Source organism: Streptomyces sp. TRM49041 (assembly GCF_008271805.1).
Classification (GTDB): Bacteria; Actinomycetota; Actinomycetes; order Streptomycetales; family Streptomycetaceae; genus Streptomyces.
This window is the reverse complement of the sequence record NZ_VSRY01000158.1, coordinates 100,678-117,120: the sequence shown is the minus strand read 5'-3', so window position 1 is coordinate 117,120 and position 16,443 is coordinate 100,678. Positions and strand designations below refer to the sequence as shown.

Genomic DNA, 16,443 nt, shown 5'->3' with positions numbered 1-16,443 from the left:
TCCTGCGGATGGTGGGTGTGGCGTGTCATACGAGGGCCGCCCGCTCGTCGAGCCACCGGCGCAGGGCCGTGCGGTCCACCTTGCCGTTGGCGTTCACCGGCAGCTCGTCGACGGCCCGCACGGACCTGGGGACCATGTAGGCGGGCAGCTCGGCCCTGCAGGCGTCGGTGAGGGCCGCGGTGTCCTCGGCCCCGGTGACCACGGCGGTCACCGTCGCGGTGTCGGGCCAGAGCAGGCTCACGGCCTCCACGGCGCCGGCGCGGCGCAGTACGGCCTCGATCTCGCCCAGCTCGACGCGGTGTCCGCCGACCTTCACCTGCTGGTCGTCGCGGCCGAGGCAGACGAACTGGCCCTCTTCGAGCCGTACCAGGTCGCCGGTGCGGTAATAGGTCGCGCCACCGTGCTCGAACCAGCGCTCGGCGGTCAGCCGCGGGGCCCGCCAGTAGCCCGGCGTGGTCTGGGGGCCGGCCACGCACAGCTCGCCGGTGGCACCGTCCGGGACGGGGTTCAGCTCGTCGTCGACGACCAGCGTCCGCAGGCCGGGGTAGGGCCGGCCGATCGGCACGTTGTCGTGGACGCACTCGGCCGGGCTGGCGCGCGGGTCCCAGCGGTAGGCGGTGCAGGCGATGGTGAGTTCGGTGGGGCCGTACAGGTTCTCCACGGTCGACCCGGGTGCCGCGGCCTGCCACTCCTCGGCGGTCGCCCGGGGCAGCGGCTCGCCGCAGAACAGGCTCCAGCGGAGCGTGGGCATCGTCCCGGGCCGCAGCACGCCCCGCTTGCGCAGGACGGCCGCGACCGACGGCACCGAGAACCAGACGGTGATGCCGTTGCGCTCCAGGTACGTGAACGGCGCGAGAAGTTCGATGGGGTCCATCGAGCAGACCCGCGCGCCGTTCTCCCAGGCCATGAAGAGGTCGAAGACCGACAGGTCGAAGGTCTGGTCGAAGGTCTGGGTGAGCCGGTCGTCGGGGGTCAGCCGGTAGCGGTCCTGGTTGACGTCGAGGAACGCCCGCACGTTGGCATGGGTGACCGGCACGCCCTTGGGCGTCCCGGTGCTGCCCGAGGTGAACAGCAGGTACGCCGGGTCGTCGGGCGACACGTCGGGCAGCCGGTCCAGCGGCGCGGCCGCCGCCAGGTCGGCGGCGTCCAGGACCCGCTCGGCGTCGATCCCGGCGGCCACGCCGGGCCGCCCCGTGACGTCGGCGCGCGGGGTGTCGGGCAGCAGGACGACCGGGCGGCGCGGCAAGCCCTGGAGCAGCTCGGGGAGTTGGGGCGCCGATGCGGCGTCGACGATCAGGGCGTCGACGTCGGCGCGCTCCAGCATGGCGCGGGTGCGGGCCGGCGGGAACTTCCGGTTCAACGGTACGAAGGCGGCGCCGGCGAACAGCGCGGCGGCCACACCGAGGTAGGCGGCCTCGCTGCGGTGGGCGAACACACCGACCCGCCGGGGGCGGCCGCCGGCCGCCTCGACGAGCGGGGCCGCCCAGCGCCGGGCGGTGCTCACGGCCTCCCCGTATGTGTAGTCGCGGCGCCCGATGGTCAGGGCGACATGGTCGGGGCGGACGCTCGCGTGGTGGAGCAGGCCGGCGCCCAGGCGTCGGTTCAGTGCTGTGGTCATGGCGGTGAGACGCTAACCGTCTCTCGGCAGTGCCGCGCTGTTGCGAGCGCACTGCTCCTTAAATGAGCAAATCCCGTTCTGCTCATTGGCTTCTCTCCGCTCTCCGGGGAAAAGGCGAGCGCGTTGGGATTTAAAGGCAGAACGGGTTTTTCGCGGTCAAGTCGCTTTGTGCTCGCAAGGGCTGCCGCTCCTCGGCGGTGTCCTAGCCTCACCGGGAGATCAGAGCGAGGAGAGCCCGCAGCATGAGTTTCCTTCCCCCGCCCGGCCCCGCCCGGCTCCTCACCGTCATCACCATGGTGATGTCGCTGGGACAGGGCCTGTGGATGGCGCTCAGCGCGATCTACGCGGTGACGGTGCTGCGTCTGACGCCGGGCCAGCTCGGTATCAGCGTGAGTGTCGCCGCGGCGATCGTCCTCGTGTTCAGCATTCCGCTCGGGCACCTCGCCGACAGGAGCGGGCCGCGCACGGTGCAGATGTGGTCGTTCCTGATACTGGCCGCGCTGACCGTGGGGCTTGTGTTCGCCGACGACTTCTGGACGTACCTCGCCATCGTGTCCGCCCAGGGCATCGCCTACCGGGCGGGCCGCAGCGCCCGCAAGGCCATGATCGCGGGACTCGTCCCGGCCGCCGACCGGGTGAGCGTGCTCGCCTACGTACGGGCCGCCAGCAACGCCAGCGTCACGGTCGGCGCGGGGCTGGCCGGGCTCGTCCTGGCGGTCGGAACTCGGCCGGCGTACCAGGGGGCCGTGCTCTTCATCGCCTTCACCTTCCTGCTCACGGGCCTGCTCACGGTGAAGGAGCCGCGCGTACCGCCGGTCCCGCCGAAGCCGGGCCCCGCTCTCGCGGTGCTGCGTGACCGGCCGTTCCTCACGTTCGCGGTCCTGGACGGGCTGCTGACGACGCACGGGATCCTGCTCGATGTGATCCTGCCGCTGTGGGTGCTGGAGCACACGGGCGCGCCCCGCTGGATGAGCGCCACCATCCTCCTCGTCAACACGGTCCTGGTCGTGGCTCTCCAGACCCGGGCAGCCCGCGGTACGGACACGCCGGTGGCCGCGGCGAGGGCGAGCCTGCAGGGCGCGGGGTGCGTCGTGGTCGCGTGTCTGGTGTTCGCCACGAGCGGCGGGGCGGAGCTGCTGCCCGCCTGCCTGCTCCTTCTGGCCGGTGCGGTCGTGCACGCCCTCGGTGAGGTGCGGCAGGCCGCGGGCAGCTGGGGCGTCGCCTTCGACCTGGCCCCCGACGACGCCCAGGGCCAGTACCAGGCGACGCACGCGATGGGCACGGACATCGGGAGGATGTTCGCCCCGGCGCTCTTCACCTGGCTGGTCCTCGACCACGGGGCGGTCGGCTGGATCGTCCTGGCCGTGGGATTCGCCGTGATCGGTGCCGCGATACCCGCGGTCGTCTCCCGTGGCGTGCGTGGGCGCGCCGCCGCCGTTTCCAAGGACGTGACCACAACCGGATGAGCGGCCGGCGCCGTTCGAGCGGAAGGTCTGACAGGGGTTCGCTATGACGACATGGAACATCGCCCCGCGGAGTGTGAACCTTCAGGGCGTCTGCCTGGTGGACGACGCCCACGGGTGGGCCGTCGGTGACGGCGGCATGATCCTCGTGACCTGCGACGGCGGAGCCCGGTGGCTGTCGCAGGGGCATTCGGAGAAGGATCTGCGGGCCGTGTGCTTCGCCGACACGGAGCGCGGCTGGATCGCGGGCCGCGACGGGACGCTTCTGCGGACCGTGGACGGGGGCGCCCACTGGGAGGAGCGGCCCTCCGGCACCGCGCGGAACCTCTACGGGATCGCGTTCGCCCCTTCCGGCCGTACGGGCTGGGCGGTCGGTGACGGCGGGACGATCCTCGTGACGACGGACGGCGGACTGACGTGGCGGCCTCAGGAGGCCCCCGGCGACGCGGACACGCACTTCACCCGGTGCTGCGCGGTCGACGACCGGGTGGCCTGGATCGTCGGCAAGCGCGGCAGGATCCTCGCCACGACGGACGGCGGGGCGACGTGGACGGCCCTCCCCTGCGGCACGGACGCCGACCTGCGGGGCGTGTACGCGGTCTCCACCGAGGTGTGCTGGGCCGTGGGCCGCGCGGGCACCGTCCTCCGTACCCGGGACGCGGGAGCCTGCTGGGTCCGGGCGGAGAGCGGCACCGGGCTCGACATCTACGGGGTCTGGGCGTCACCGGACGGGCGCGCGGTCAGGGTGACCGGCGACGACGGCACCGTACTCGCGTCCGACGACGGCGGCGACACATGGGCGCCGCAGTCCGTCGGCACGGGCAAGGACATCGTGTCCCTCGCCTTCGCGGCGGACGCCCGCCACGGGTGGGCCGTCGGCGACGACGGCCTCGTCCTGGCCTCCCCGGACGGCGGTCGTACATGGGCCGCGCAGCTCAACGGCATGCACAAGGACCTTGTGGGCGTCCACGGCGCGGGCGCGGCCCGGTGGGCGGTCGGCCAGGACGGCGCGCTCGTGGTCACCACCGACGGGGGCGCCACCTGGCAGGGCGGCATCACGGGTGCCGACGCGCTGCTGTGGGCGGTGCACTGCCTGGATGACGGACTGCGCGGCTGGGCGGTCGGCGCGGAGGGCACGGTGGTCGCCACCGAGGACGGCGGCGTGACCTGGGAGCGGGCGGACTCCGGTACGTCGGAGGACCTCTTCGCCGTCCATTTCGACGCCCGCGGCGAGCGCGGCTGGGCGGTCGGCGCCAAGGGAACGATCCTCATGTCGCGGGACGGCGGCACCACATGGCGGACCGGCGACAGCCCCACGGCCGAACACCTCTTCACCGTCCACTTCGACACCCGCGGCGAGCGCGGCTGGGCGGCCGGCGCCGACGGGACGATCCTCATGTCCTGGGACGGCGGCACCACATGGCGGACCGGCGACAGCCCCACGACGGAACACCTTCTGGGGGTGCACGCCGTGGACGAGGACCGGGCATGGATCACCGGCCGCTCCGGCACCCTCCTGGCCACGTTCGACGGGGGCGCCACATGGTCCCGCCGGAGCAGCGGGACGGATGTGGTCCTCTGGGCCGTCACGTTCACCGCGGCGGGCGACCGGGGCTGGGCGGTCGGCGACTCGGGCACGGTACTGGCGACCCGCGACGCGGGGGCCGAGTGGCGGGTCCTGCGCACGGAGGTGCCCAACAGCCTCAAGGACGTGTGGACATCGCCCGACGGCAGGAGCGTGTACGCCGTCGGCGACGGCAGCCTGATCCTCTCCACCGAGGACGACGGCGGGACATGGCGGCCGCATGTCTCCGGCACCGGCAAGAACCTCTACGGCGTCCATGTCCTCCCGAACGGGCGGGACGGCTGGGTGGTCGGCGACGGCGGCACCGTCCTCGCGTCGCGCGGCCGCTCCCGGTGGACACCGCGCCCGAGCGGATCGGTCACGAACCTGTACGGGATCGCCGCACCCGACGCCACGACCGCCTGGGTGGCGGGCCGCGCCGGAACCATCATGGTCACATACGACGCCGGCGCCTCCTGGCGGCCCCAGGACAGCGGGACGGACAAGGACCTGCTCTCGGTCCACGTACGCCCGGACGCCCGCACGGGGTGGGCGGTCGGTGACCGCGGCACGATCGTCGCCACGCGGGACGGCGGCGCCACCTGGGAACAGCGGTCGGGGGCGCCGGCCGGCATCGCGCTCTGGACCGTGGGGTTCGCGGACGCGGACACCGGCTGGGCGGTGGGCACCGAGGGCACGGTCCTGGCCACCCGGGACGGCGGCGCCACCTGGGAGGTCCAGGACAGCGGCACCGTGGACGACCTGCTGGGCCTGCACGTCGTCGACTCCCGTACGTGCTGGGCCGTGGGCGACGGCGGCACTGTCCTCCGCACCGGGGACGGCGGGCGGACCTGGCACCACCGGGAGAGCGGCACCGCCCAGAACCTCACCGCCGTCCACTTCTCCCCCGACGGTCTCGTCGGCCGCGCGGTGGGCCGCAGCGACACCGTCCTGACCACCCACGACGGCGGGCGGACCTGGCGGACGGACGCCACGCGGTCGGGTATGTCCCTGTGGGCCGTGCACGTCTCCTCGTCCCGGCGCTCGTGGATCGTGGGTGACGAGGGGACCGTACTGTCGACCTCCGACGACGGCGCGACCTGGGACCAGCACTTCCACAGCCCGGAAAAGGACTCGATCGTCGTCCCGTTCTCCGAGGGCGGGGCGCCCGAATGAAGAAGGAAGAGCAGCAGAAAATGACCGACGTCACCGGCTTCAAGGACATCCCCCCGACCACCCTCGCCGACCTTCTGGGCCGCGAGCAGGTCATGGACATCGGCATCCGCCCGCTGTGGCCCTCGACCCCGCGCGTCGCCGGCCCGGCGTTCACCGTGAAGTGCCCTCCCGGAGACAACCTCATGCTGCACGCGGCCATCCACCGCGCGGAGCCCGGCTCGGTCGTCGTCGTCGAATCGGGCGACGTCGACCACGCGCTGGCCGGCGGTAACGTCTGCGCCGTCGCCCGACGCCGGGGCATCGCCGCGTTCGTGGCCGACGGCGTGATCCGCGACCTCGCGGAGGTACGGGAGATGGGCTTCCCCGTCTTCGCGCGAGGCGTCATCCCCATCCCCGGCACCAAGAAGGCCGTCCACCCCCTCAACGCCCAGGTGCGCTGCGGCGGCGTGACCGTGGACGCGGGCGACGTCGTGGTGGCCGACGAGGAGGGCATCGTGGTCGTACCCGGGGCGCGCCTGGACGAGGTCCTCGCCGCCGCCCGGAAGAAGCTGGCCAAGGAGGCAGGCGAGACCCTCGACGTATGGGAGGAGACCCACCGCGCCCGCATCGACAAGATCCTCGCCGAGAAGGGCTTCGAAGGCTGACCGCGTTTGCCGCGCGTCCTGGGTGCAACCCGTGCTGTGGCAGGCACGCGCCGGAGTCCGGCCCCCACAGGGCCGGAGCGGGACGAACGGAGTGGTGTCCGTGGTATGCGAGCCGGAACGTCCACGAGCGGGTCTTCCGGGCGCTCGGCGCGGCCGGGGCGGTGAGCACGATCATGTTCCGCGCGACGTACTGACAGCGGGTGACACCCATGGAGAAGACCACCCCCACGCTCGCCCCGGGCGCCGAGCCCGGCGCACCGGACGAGACGACGGACCTGGTCCGCCAGTACCTCGCCCAGATCTCCACGACCGCGCTCCTCACCGCCGACCAGGAGGTCGAGCTGGCCAAGCGCATCGAGGCGGGTGTGTACGCCGACGAGCTGCTGCGCGAGGCCGAGGCCGACCGGCGTGAGCTGCCACCGGAGTACGAGCGGGACCTGGAGGCGGTCGCCCGCGACGGGCAGCACGCCAAGGACCACATGGTCCGCGCCAATCTGCGTCTCGTCGTGGCGGTCGCCAAGCGGCACAGCCGCCGCGGCCTGCCCTTCCTCGACGTCATCCAGGACGGCAACCTCGGCCTGATCAGGGCGGTCGAGAAGTTCGACTACGCGAAGGGCTACAAGTTCTCCACGTACGCCACGTGGTGGATCCGCCAGGCCATCGAGCGGGGCCTGGCCCAGCACGCCCGCACCGTGCGGCTGCCGGTCCACCTCGTGGAGGAGCTGTCCAGGCTGGGCCGCAAGGAACGCGAACTCCAGCTGGCCCTCGGCCGCGAGCCGACCGCCGAGGAGGCCGCCGAAGCCGCCGGGATGCCGACCGAGAAGGTCACCATGCTCCGCCATGTGGGGCGCGACGCCATCAGCCTGGACACCCCGGTCGGCACGGAGGGCGACACCGTCGTCGGCGATCTGATCGAGGACGCCGAGGTCCTCCAGGCGCCGCACGTCGCGGAGTACCACGCGCTGGTCGAGCAGCTCCGCGAGACGATCGGGACCCTCGACCCGCGCGAGGCGATGGTCCTCACGCTCCGCTACGGGCTGCACGACGGTCGCGCCCATACGCGCAAGGAGGTCGCCGAGCGTGTCGCCCTGACCCCCGAGCGTGTACGCCAGCTGGAGAACCGCGCCCTGGCCCGGCTCCGCGCCCCTGAGCGGCGGCTGCCGCTCAGGGAGTGGGCGAGCTGAGCACCGGGCGCACAATGCCTCCCTGCTCCCGACCCTGCCCGGCTCCGCGCTGCCCGGCTCCCGGCCCGCACCCGGTCCTCGCTGACGGGAAGAAGGTCAGCGACTTCATGTCCACCGCGGACAACCTCGCGCCGAAGCAGACCTTCACGGACAAGGAAGCCGGCATCCTCGTGAGCACGGAGAAGCTTGAGGGTGCCAAGAAGGTGGAGTGCAAGGTCGTCACGGCCAGCCGCAACGACCTCTGACGCGGCACCCGGGCGCAACGCACGCTGCCCCCGGCCAGGAGTACTGGCCGGGGGCAGCGTGCGTGCGGGGGAGAGGTACGCCGGACCTGTCATACGGCTCAGGCCGACAGCCGGCCGCCCTTCACCGCAGCGACGAAGGACGCCCAATCGCCTGCCGGGAAGACGAGCACGGAGCCGCTCGGCGTCTTGCTGTCACGTACAGGAACAACAGCGGCGAAGTCGTCGGAGACCTCGACGCACTCGCCACCGTCGGAGTTGCTGTAAGAGCTCTTGCGCCACGTCGCGGCGCTCAGGTCGATGAGTCGCACGGTACTTCCTCCAACTGGGCCAGGACGAACCTTCGAGACTCGGCTGGGGAGAGTGCCCGGTCGCGCACCACGTCGTAGGCACGCTGCATGCGCTCAACCAGCGCGCTTTCCTCGATGAGTTCGCCACGGTATGCGTTCTCCGTGTAGGCCACGGTACGCCCGTCCACCAGCCGCAGGAACATCAGAGCCGTGCTGTCCAAGCCGTGCACCCCCGCACTCTGGAGCAGCACCTGAATGGTGACGTTCGGCCGCTCCGCCATCATCACCACGTGCTCCAACTGCTCCCTCCACGCCCTCACGTCTTGCAGCGGGGTCCTGAGCACTGCCTCCGACAGAATCGACCGGAACGGCGGCGCGTCGTCCCCCTCCAGCTGCTCCTGTCGCCCGATTCGCGCCTTCACTTGCTGCTCCAGCGCTGCACCCTTGAACCCTCCGGCCTCCAGCAATTCCGTCGCGTACCCCGGTGTCTGCAGCAACCCTGGCGGCACGGTCACGGCAAAGTGGCACAAGTTCACCGCCTCCGCCTCCAGCGCCATGTACCGCCGGTACTGCTCCTTGAACTGCGTACGGTCCCCCGCCGCCAGCTCCCACAGCGTCAGCAGCAATCCCGGCGTGCCGTAGTGCTGGTCCAGCGCCTGGACCACGTCCGGGCTGCCCAGGGTCTCTCCCTTCTCCATCTTCCCGAAGAGGGACCAGTCCCAGCCCAGCCGCTCGCCGAGCTGGCGCAGGCTCTGGCCGCGCTCCGTGCGCAGGCGGCGCAGCTCCTCCGCGTACCGCTGCCGGGGTTCCTGACTCCTGCCCGTGATCACTCGCCGCTTCCCCATGACTCTCCCCTCCGAGCGGACTCGGTCTCTGTGGAACGTGTGGAACGAACGCGCTGCGGCGGGGAATCGCAGCCCGCCGACGGGGCCGGCAGCTCCTTCCGGCGCGCATGCTCGTAGTGCCCGGACCACGCACCGTAATCCCAAGTACGTTCCATGCATGTGGAATTCAATGGAAATACACCGAAAAGGGCCACTTGCACCCTCGATGAAGACGGCGCGCGTTCTTGATCACGCGAGAGACAGCTGTCGCAAGATCAGTACAAAATTCGCCGGATGGGGTTTCGTACGACGGGGATAAGACCTCGGAGCAGCACACAGAGGAGGCAGCCTGGTGCGAGGTTTGGTAGGGGCCGTGATTCATTGGGCGGGTGGGAGTCGGTGAGCGCGTGGGGGTGGCTGCGCCGGATCGGTACTTGGGCACGGGTCGCCGGGAAGGTGGCGGGCGGAACGGCCGTGGCAGTTGTGGCGGTGTTTCTCACCGTCCTCGGGTGCGGGGTCTTCCTCGGGGGAGTCGAGGGCCTGCGCGAAGCCTCCACGGTCGCCGAGCGTGGGCGATCGGCCGACGGGATCATCCTGGAGAAGAAGAAGGTGAAAGGGCCGCCGCAGGCCGGCACCATCGAGAGGATCAAGGTACGTTTCACCATGGTCGACGGCACGTCCCACCAGTTCTGGTCAGTCGGCGACGCGAAGGTCGGCGACACGGTCCGCGTGCACTACGTGCCAGGGCGTCCTGAGACGGCGAGTACCCGCTCCGTGGCAAGCAACAGGTTCGGACACGGCTTATTGGTCTTCGCCGGGCTCGGGCTCATGATCCTCATACCACTGTTGGTACTCACGCCGGTCTGGGAAAGTCTCCGCGACCGTCGACGGGCGATGCGGAGACGGTCGGCCACGAAATGATGCCGCTGACCGGAACATCCGCGTTCTGGCGCCTCCAGGCGCCCTGCACCCCCCGCATCGGCACCGTCCCGCGGATGTGAACGCCCGATGCCGGCAAGGCGCCTGCCGCCGGCGCTTGGCCGGCGCGTCCGTCCAGGGGATCGGATGGTTCGAGAACGGCTGGAGCGGCCCGTAGTCGGCCGCCGTGCTCGTCCACCACAGCCGGGCGTCGGAGATGTCGGCGACCCTGGGCGAGAACCGGCGACCGCGACCGGTCCTGGCCTCTGATTCCGAACCAGGAGCCGCCGCCGACCCCTCCATTCACCCAGGGCGCTCCCTCCAGGCGGTACCGCCCATTACGCTCATGGGCCACATCATGGACAGGGGTGTCGCCCACCTGTACGGTGCAGCAACGCATGGCCGAAAGCTGCAGCCCGCGGACCGGCGGGCGAACCGTGTGTCGACATTCCGGCAGAGGGGGCCGTAGTGCGTGTCGCGACATCCGGTAAGGACGTCGGCGGCGGCATGGGTGCCGTCGACGCCCTCAGCCGCTCCGCCCTGGCCGTCCTCCATCTGAACGGCCGGTTCATGGCGTTGCTCAACCAGGTGACGCAGCCGTCCGGGTTGAGCGCCGCCCAGTGGCAGGTCCTCGACGCGGTGGGGGGCGGGCCGCAGTCCGTTTCCGGAATCGCCCGGCTCCTGGGCATCACGCGGCAGAGTGTGCAGCGCCTCGCCGATCTGCTCGTGCGGCAGGGGCTGGCCGACTACCGCGACAACCCCGCGCACCGGCGCGCCAGGCTGCTCGTGGCCACCGAGCTGGGGGAAGCGGCGCTGCGCGAGGTCGGACCCGGTCACGCCGAACTGGCCCGGCAGTTGTGCGGTGAGCTGGGCGGTGAGGAGGAGTTCCACCGGGCAACCGAAGCGCTGCGCGAGCTGTCGCGGGCGCTGTGCACCGTCGCTCCGCACGTCTCGTCCTGAGGTCGCTCGCCGGCCCGCCGTCTGACCACCGAAGCGGCGCCGGCAGGGCCCGTGCACGGCTCCAAACCGCTTTGGCCGAGCGCCGGTTGCGCCCGATCATGGCCATTTCCCTGTTGTACCGTTACCGACCTGACTCAGGTCGCAGTCCGGGGGGACCGTTGAACCAGTTCGTCTTCAGAATGCTCGGCCCCCTGCTCGTCCAGGCCGACGGGGTGCCGCTGCGCATCAAGGGCAGACGGCAGTCCACCGTGCTCGCGATGCTGCTGCTCTCCGCCGACCGGATCGTGTCCGTCGACACGCTCGTCGACGCCGTGTGGCCCGACTGTCCTCCGGCGACCGCGCGCAACCAGATCGCGATCTGCGTGGCGACGCTGCGCAAGACGTTCAAGGAGGCCGGGGAGAGCGAACTGCTGCTCACATCTCCGCCGGGTTACGTCCTCGCGCGCGGCGAACACCGCATCGACGTGGTGGAGTTCCTGCAGGAGGCCGAGCGCGGCCGGGACGCCGCCCGGCACGGCCGGGCCGAGGACGCCTGCACCCTGCTGGAGGAGGCGCTCAGCAAGTGGCGGGGCGCGGCCCTCGACGAACTCCCCGGGGCGCGGATCGAGGCCGAGGCGGCCCGGCTGGAACAGCTGCGGCTCGATCTGATCGAGGAGCGCGCCGGGCTGATGCTGGAGCTGGGACGGCACCGGACGCTGACCGGGGAGCTCGGCGAACTGGTCGCCCGGCACCCGCTGCGCGAGCAGTCCCGCGAGCACCTGATGCTGGCGCTCTACCGCTCGGGGCAGCGCGCCGAGGCCCTGGAGGTGTTCCGGCAGGGCCGCCGACTGCTGAACGAGGAGCTGGGGATCGAACCCGGCCCCGCGCTCCGGCAGTTGCACGACCTCATCCTGCGCGACTCACCGGAGCTGACCCGGCCGCCCGCCGCGACCGCGACCGCCTCGGTCACCGTCCAGACCGTTCCGGCCCAACTGCCCGCCGATGTCCGGAGGTTCACCGGACGGCAGCAGGAGCTCGCCGCCCTAGACCGGCTGCTGAAGGAGCCGTACCATCCGCACGCCCCCGCCGTGGCGACCATCGTCGGAGTGGGCGGCGTGGGCAAGACCGCCCTGGCGGTCCACTGGGCCAGCCAGGCGGCCGAGCGCTTCCCCGACGGCCAGCTCTACGCCGATCTGCGGGGCTACGACGAGGAGAACCCGCCGGTCTCGCCCTCCGCCGTGCTCGACCGCTTCCTGCGCGCCCTGGGGACGCCCGCCCCGCAGATCCCCGAGGAGCCGGACGAGCGGGCGGCGCTCTTCCGCAGCCTCCTCAGCACCCGAAGAACCCTGATCGTCCTCGACAACGCGCGGTCGTTCGCCCAGCTCAGGCCCCTGCTGCCGGGTGGCGGCCGCAGTGTCGTCCTGGCCACCGGGCGCGAGGCCCTGGACGACGTCACCGGCGACTACACGGCGCTGCGGATCAGGCTGCGGGTCCTCCCGCCGGCCGAGGCCACCACCCTGCTCACGAAGATCGCCGGCGCCGACCGCTTCGGCAGCGACCCGGTCGCTCTCGAACAGCTCAGCGCGCTGTGCGACTGCCTGCCGCTGGCACTGCGGATCGCCGGGGCGCGGCTGGCCGCCAAGCCCGGTCTCACCGTGCGCGGGCTGGTGGAGCGGCTGCGCGACCAGCGGCGGCGGCTGGACGAGCTCAGTCCGGAGGAGGGCGGGGTGCGGGCGGGCTTCCGGCTGACGTACCGCGACCTGACCCCGGAGGCGGCCCGCATGTACCGCAGGCTCGGGCTGCTGCGTACCGCGGACTTCGCGGCCTGGGTGGCCGCGGCCACCGTGGACACCGACCTGTGGCACGCCGAGGAGCTGCTCGACCAGCTCGTCGACGCCCAGCTGCTGGAGACGGTCGACCCGGTGGCGGGCCAGGCTGCCCGCTACCGGTTCCAGGACCTGCTGCAGCTGTTCGCCCGCGAGCGTGCCGAGGCGGACGAGACGGAGGCGGAGTGCCACGCCGCGCTGGAGCGCACCTTCGCCGCCTGGCTCTGGCTCGCCGAGGAGGCCCACCGGCGCCTGGCAGGACGTGAGTTCCCGGTCGGCCGGCCCGCGCAGCCGGCGCCCGCCTTCCTGCTCGGCGCGACGGACGAACTGCTGGCCACGCCGCTGGACTGGTTCGAGTCCGAGCGTGCCGCCGTCACAGACGTGGTGGTGCACGCGGCCGAGACCGACCGGGCACGCTACGCGTGCGCTCTGACCGAGAGCGCCGTGCCCCACTTCGAGACCCGAAACTATCTGGAGGACTGGCAGCGCTGCGCCGAGGCGGCGCTGTCGTCGGCCCGGCGCACCGGCGACCGGTCGGGTGAGGCCACCATGCTGCGGCTGCTGGGCTCGCTCGCCATCTACCAGCGGCTCTACGAGCAGGCCGAGGGGTGGAACATGGCCGCTCTGCGGCTGCTCCGGGGGACCGACGACGTGCACGGGGCGGCGCTCGCCCAGCGGAACCTGGCCATGTGCGCCCGGTTCCAGGGCGACTGGGACCGGGCGCTGGAGCACTGCCGGGCCGCGCTGGACGGCTTCTCGGCGGCCGGGGACACCTGCAACCAGGCCCACCTGCTCGGCTACCTGGCCCAGATCGAACTGGACCGCGGTCAGGTGGAGCGGGCGTTGCCGCTGGCCGTGGAGGCGGTGGCGCTGAGCCGGCGTGCGGGATCGGTCCGCGCGGAGACGCAGAGCGTCTACCGGCTCGCCGAAGTACGGCTGTGCGCGGGCGAGCTGGACGAGGCCGCCGAGTCCTTCCAGGAGGTGCTGGAGCTGTCCCGCAAGGAGGGCGACCGGGTCGGCGAGGCCCACGCGCTGCGCGGGCTCGGCGAGGCCCAGTGGAGCCAGGGCCTGCTCGCGGCGGCCGGACGCACGCTGCGGCAGGCCCTGGAGATCACCGAGGAGCTGGCCGACCGCTTCCTGTACGCGCGGGTGGAGACCGACCTGGGGTGTGTCGAGGCGATCGGCGGCCACCACGCGGCGGCGGCGGAGAGGTTCGAGCGGGCCTATGCCTCGCTCGGGGAGGTGGGGGCCCAGCCCTGGCGGGCCGGCGTGCTGAGGCTGATGACCGCGGTACGCGGGGCGTCCGGCGGGCGCGGCACGGCAGGCGCGGTCGGCACGGGCGACGCGGGCGGCGGCACCCGAGCGGAACGATCCCTCACCCCCCAGGCCCTGCGGCTGCTGCTGGCGGACCGGTCGGAGTGAGCGTCCGCCGGTGACGCGGGGGTCACCCCCACGGCATGTCGTCGTCCGACGCGACCGGTGTCTCCAGGGGCTTGACGATGCCCCAGGGCATGTCGTCGCCGTTCGTGAACGTGGCGGAGTGGGCGGTGGAGCCCAGCCCGGCGCCGGCGCTTGTCATGAGTCCGGCCAGTACGGCCAGACCGGCCATCGTCGCCCGCTTCGTCGTCCGAGTGCTGCACATTTCGATTCCCCCTCATCGGCGGACCGTCATTGCCGCTTGCTGCGGTACGAACGGACAGTAGGGACGCCTCCTTTCAATCCCTTGTCCCACCGATTTCGCGCGCCGGGACCCTCGTGAAACCGACACGACATCGAGAGAATAGCGGCTCCATCTAGCGTCGTTCGTAGATTCTTCGCATGCATCACGAACGGGGCTGCCATGGAATTTCGAGTGCTCGGGCCGGTCGAGGTGCGTGACCGCGGACGCAGGGTGCCCATCTCCGGAACCAAGCTGCACACCGTGCTCGCGGCACTCCTGCTGGCCCGTGGCGAAGTCGTCTCCGACGACCGGCTCAGCCGGCTGCTGTGGGGCTGGGCGCCGCCGGTCACCGTGAGCGCCCAGCTCTACACCTACGTGTCGAGACTGCGGAAAATACTCGGCGACGACATACTCATCGACCGCAGGCCACCCGGATATGCCATGGCCATAGGCAATTCCACACTCGATTTGATCGAATTCGAGGAACTGGCGCGCGCGGGCCGTGAAGCGCTGTCCGCACAGGACCACGAAAAGGCGGGCGACCTCCTCAGGGACGCGCTGGCGCGCTGGAACGGGCAGCCCCTCGCGAACACCACGGAACACCTGGCGGAGGCGGAGGTCCCCTGTCTGACGGAGGCCCGCGCCGCGATCCTGGAGCACCGGATCGCGGCGGACCTGGCGCTCGGCCGGCACGAGCAGATCACCGTCGAGCTCACCGGTCTGGTGGCCGAGTTCCCGCTGCGCGAGCGCATCCGCAGCCAGTTGATGACCGCGCTGTGCCGGTGCGGGCGGCAGGCCGACGCGATCCATCTATACCACCACGGCCGTGCGGCGCTGGCGGAAGAGCTCGGTGTGGACCCCGGCGAGGAGCTGCAGGCCACCTACCGGGCGCTGCTCGACGGCTCGCTCATGCGCCTGCCGCGGGTGCGGGCCGGGACGCACGCCGCGCCCGGGGAGGGTCCAGGCGCACCGGCCGAGCCCGCCCCGCAGGACACCCACGCCGTCCCGGCCACGCTGCCCCCGGACACGGTCGACTTCACCGGCCGCGAGCACGAACTCGCTCTGCTGTACCGGGCGCTCGCCCCGGACACGGCCACGGCCGACCGCCCGCGCCGGGTGCTGGTGACCGGGATGGCCGGGGTCGGCAAGACCGCGCTGGCCGTGCACGCGGCGCACCGGTGCAAGCGGCACTTCCCCGATGGGCAGCTGTACGCCGATCTGCGCGCACCGGACGGCACGGCGTGGCCCGCCGGCCGGGTGCTCCTGCATCTGCTGCGGGCACTCGGACTGCCCGTCGGCGCGGGGGCCGCCGAGGATCTGGACGAGCTGATCCGCCTCTACCGGGAGCGCACCGGCGGCAGGAGACTGCTCATCCTGCTGGACAACGCCGCGAGTGCCGCGCAGCTCGGTCCGCTGCTGCCCAACACCCCCGAACCCGCGGTCCTCGTCACCGGACGCACCGCGCTGCCCACCGTGGCCGGGGCGCACACCGTGGCCCTGGAGCCGCTGGAGGACGGGCCGGCGCTGCGGCTGCTGGCCGCCGCCGCGGGACCCGACCGGATCGCCGCCGCCCCCGGCGCCGCCGCTGTCATCGTGGAGCAGTGCGCCGGGCTCCCGCTCGCCCTGCGGATCGTGGGCACCCGCATCGCCGCACGCCCGCACTACGCGCCGGACCGGCTCGCCCGGCGGCTGGCCGACCCCGCCACCCGCCTGCGGGAGCTGCACTCCGGCGACCTGGATGTGCACGGCGCGCTCCTGCCTTCCTGGCGGGCGCTGCGGCCGGAGGCCCGCCGGGCGTTCCCGGTGCTCGCCGGGCTGGGGCCCCAGCCGTTCCCCGCGGTGCGGGCGGCGGTGCTGCTCGGGCTGCCCGAGGGGGACGCCGAACTGCTGCTGGAGGCCACGGCGGACGCGGCACTGCTGGAGGTCAGTGGCGCCGACGAGTGCGGCCGGCCGTGCTACCGGTTCCACCCGCTGGTGCGGCTCTTCGCCCTCTCCCTGCCGGACGGGCGGGCGACGAGCGAACCGGCGGGACAGTCCCGTGGGGCGTAACCCGTGGCTAACCGGCCCGCCCTAGCCTCGCTCTGCCCTGCGGCGC

General features: G+C 72.3%; 13 protein-coding genes. 9 read left to right on the top strand and 4 right to left on the bottom strand.

What is annotated here, in order from left to right:
• Positions 1-25: 25 nt before the first annotated feature.
• Complete coding sequence (locus FVS66_RS26200) at positions 26-1,618, bottom strand: amino acid adenylation domain-containing protein (protein WP_149183690.1); 1,593 nt, start codon at positions 1,616-1,618, stop codon at positions 26-28.
• 242 nt (positions 1,619-1,860) lie between these two features.
• Here FVS66_RS26200 and FVS66_RS26195 point away from each other — a divergent pair, with 242 nt between their 5' ends.
• The 5 genes from FVS66_RS26195 (at position 1,861) to FVS66_RS35230 (ending at position 7,894) form a co-directional block, all read left to right on the top strand.
• A complete protein-coding gene (locus FVS66_RS26195; RefSeq protein WP_149183689.1) occupies positions 1,861-3,084 on the top strand; it encodes an MFS transporter in 1,224 nt (407 codons plus the stop codon).
• Positions 3,085-3,127: 43 nt separating this feature from the next.
• Positions 3,128-5,821, top strand: coding sequence for a YCF48-related protein (locus FVS66_RS26190; RefSeq protein ID WP_149183688.1), 2,694 nt, complete (start codon positions 3,128-3,130; stop codon positions 5,819-5,821).
• Positions 5,822-5,841: 20 nt separating this feature from the next.
• The gene (locus FVS66_RS26185) at positions 5,842-6,465 is read left to right on the top strand and encodes an RraA family protein (RefSeq protein WP_149183687.1); all 624 of its coding nucleotides are present in this window, start codon (positions 5,842-5,844) and stop codon (positions 6,463-6,465) included.
• Between the two features lie 209 nt (positions 6,466-6,674).
• Entirely contained in the window at positions 6,675-7,649 is a 975-nt protein-coding gene (locus FVS66_RS26180; protein WP_149183686.1) for a sigma-70 family RNA polymerase sigma factor, read from the top strand.
• A 107-nt stretch (positions 7,650-7,756) separates the two neighbouring features.
• Positions 7,757-7,894, top strand: coding sequence for a hypothetical protein (locus tag FVS66_RS35230; protein ID WP_187645701.1), 138 nt, complete (start codon positions 7,757-7,759; stop codon positions 7,892-7,894).
• Between the two features lie 98 nt (positions 7,895-7,992).
• On the opposite strand, the gene FVS66_RS26175 is transcribed toward FVS66_RS35230, so the two are convergent.
• Both FVS66_RS26175 and FVS66_RS26170 read right to left on the bottom strand, forming a co-directional pair.
• The gene (locus FVS66_RS26175; protein WP_149183685.1) at positions 7,993-8,202 is read right to left on the bottom strand and encodes a DUF397 domain-containing protein; all 210 of its coding nucleotides are present in this window, start codon (positions 8,200-8,202) and stop codon (positions 7,993-7,995) included.
• Positions 8,184-9,026 carry a helix-turn-helix transcriptional regulator gene (locus FVS66_RS26170; RefSeq protein WP_149183684.1) on the bottom strand — a complete coding sequence of 281 codons (843 nt, stop codon included), beginning with the start codon at positions 9,024-9,026 and terminating at the stop codon, positions 8,184-8,186. Before FVS66_RS26170 ends, FVS66_RS26175 begins: the two co-directional genes overlap by 19 nt.
• A gap of 453 nt (positions 9,027-9,479) precedes the next feature.
• Between FVS66_RS26170 and FVS66_RS26165 the strand changes: the two genes are divergently transcribed.
• From FVS66_RS26165 to FVS66_RS26155, 3 genes are all read left to right on the top strand, one after another.
• The gene (locus FVS66_RS26165) at positions 9,480-9,926 is read left to right on the top strand and encodes a DUF3592 domain-containing protein (RefSeq protein ID WP_149183683.1); all 447 of its coding nucleotides are present in this window, start codon (positions 9,480-9,482) and stop codon (positions 9,924-9,926) included.
• Positions 9,927-10,391: 465 nt separating this feature from the next.
• Positions 10,392-10,883: a MarR family winged helix-turn-helix transcriptional regulator gene (locus tag FVS66_RS26160; RefSeq protein WP_399226332.1), complete on the top strand. Its 492-nt coding sequence runs from the start codon at positions 10,392-10,394 to the stop codon at positions 10,881-10,883.
• A 158-nt stretch (positions 10,884-11,041) separates the two neighbouring features.
• Positions 11,042-14,110: a BTAD domain-containing putative transcriptional regulator gene (locus FVS66_RS26155; RefSeq protein WP_187645700.1), complete on the top strand. Its 3,069-nt coding sequence runs from the start codon at positions 11,042-11,044 to the stop codon at positions 14,108-14,110.
• A gap of 22 nt (positions 14,111-14,132) precedes the next feature.
• Here the strand turns inward: FVS66_RS26155 and FVS66_RS26150 are convergent, their stop codons facing one another.
• The gene (locus FVS66_RS26150) at positions 14,133-14,330 is read right to left on the bottom strand and encodes a hypothetical protein (RefSeq protein ID WP_149183681.1); all 198 of its coding nucleotides are present in this window, start codon (positions 14,328-14,330) and stop codon (positions 14,133-14,135) included.
• Between the two features lie 249 nt (positions 14,331-14,579).
• Here FVS66_RS26150 and FVS66_RS26145 point away from each other — a divergent pair, with 249 nt between their 5' ends.
• Positions 14,580-16,397: a BTAD domain-containing putative transcriptional regulator gene (locus FVS66_RS26145; RefSeq protein ID WP_262387218.1), complete on the top strand. Its 1,818-nt coding sequence runs from the start codon at positions 14,580-14,582 to the stop codon at positions 16,395-16,397.
• Positions 16,398-16,443 lie beyond the last annotated feature (46 nt).